This is a genomic window from Shigella sp. FC1544 (genome assembly GCF_001722145.1).
Classification (GTDB): domain Bacteria; phylum Pseudomonadota; class Gammaproteobacteria; order Enterobacterales; family Enterobacteriaceae; genus Escherichia; species Escherichia coli.
Map to the genome: position 1 here is coordinate 1 of NZ_MECT01000317.1, position 1247 is coordinate 1247.

General features: G+C 45.4%; 1 protein-coding gene, 1 tRNA gene and 1 pseudogene. 2 read left to right on the forward strand and 1 reads right to left on the reverse strand.

All coding sequences use genetic code 11. The features are described from left to right. The first annotated feature begins 36 nt into the window (after nucleotides 1-36). A tRNA-Met gene (locus BGK49_RS15070) sits at nucleotides 37-113 on the forward strand. A 78-nt stretch (nucleotides 114-191) separates the two neighbouring features. On the opposite strand, the pseudogene BGK49_RS15075 reads toward BGK49_RS15070, so the two are convergent. Next, nucleotides 192-1046 (reverse strand): annotated as a pseudogene (locus tag BGK49_RS15075) (phosphoglycerate dehydrogenase); the annotation flags it as partial. Between the two features lie 54 nt (nucleotides 1047-1100). On the opposite strand from BGK49_RS15075, the gene BGK49_RS27430 reads away from it, so the two are divergent. Then, on the forward strand, nucleotides 1101-1247 hold a 147-nt coding region (locus tag BGK49_RS27430), incomplete at its 3' end, for an IS1 family transposase (protein ID WP_001393286.1).

The window sequence follows — 1247 nt, forward strand, 5'->3', positions numbered from 1 at the left end:
CCAATTAAAATTTGATGAAGTAAAGCAGTACGGTGACGCGGGGTGGAGCAGCCTGGTAGCTCGTCGGGCTCATAACCCGAAGGTCGTCGGTTCAAATCCGGCCCCCGCAACCAATACTTAGAATGCTGATAAACCGCAATGTGTTCCACAAATTGCGTTTTTTTTGTATTTAAAAACTTCGTTCGCTGAACTCACAACACGTTTTTTATCTCCCTTCCTGCGAAGTAATCAATTATCGACTGGGCAACGTGTGTACCGGTTTGCTGGTATGACTCAACGGTGGCGGCCGCAATATGCGGCGTTGTAATGATATTTTTGGCATGTAGCAGTGGGCTAAATTGCGCCAACGGTTCAGAGCTAAACACATCCAGCGCCGCAAACACATTTCGTTCTTCAATCACCTGTAGTAAAGCGCCCTCATCCAGCAACTTTCCCCTTGCGGCATTGATGATTAGAGCACCATTGCGCATCATCGACAAATATTTATGACTAATGAAGTTCTCCAGCTCAGGAGAAAAAGGCAAAAGAACAATGATGACATGCGACTGCATAAAGATATCTTCAATTGATACAAACTGAACTCCAACTTTGTCAGCAACCTGATAATCGGGTTGTTTGTCATAAGCTAAAAGCTCAACATCAAAACCGGATAACCTTTTTGCCAGGGTTTTACCTATATTGCCGTAGCCAACCATGCCAATCCGTTTGCCTTGTAATTCATAGCCATGCGACTCACCCCAGTAGCCATTTTGCATCGCATGATAGCTGCCGGGAATATTTCTCATGCTCGCGAAGATAAGTCCAATGATAAATTCCGCGACAGCATTTGAATTAATCCCAACCGCATTATTGACTACAATACCGGATTGTTGTGCTGCACGAAGATCAATATTATCTATCCCCGTCCCGAATCTCGATATTATTTTCACACCAGGCAGCAATGATAGCGTGTCCGCCTGATAACAATCTTTTCCGGCGATGACCGCGTAAATAGATTCTCGTAATGCAGTGGATTCTGATTTAAGCAGATGCTCCACATTATTCTGGTGATGCTGCCAACTTACTGATTTAGTGTATGATGGTGTTTTTGAGGTGCTCCAGTGGCTTCTGTTTCTATCAGCTGTCCCTCCTGTTCAGCTACTGACGGGGTGGTGCGTAACGGCAAAAGCACTGCCGGACATCAGCGCTATCTCTGCTCTCACTGCCGTAAAACATGGCAACTGCAGTTCACTTACACCGCTTCTCAA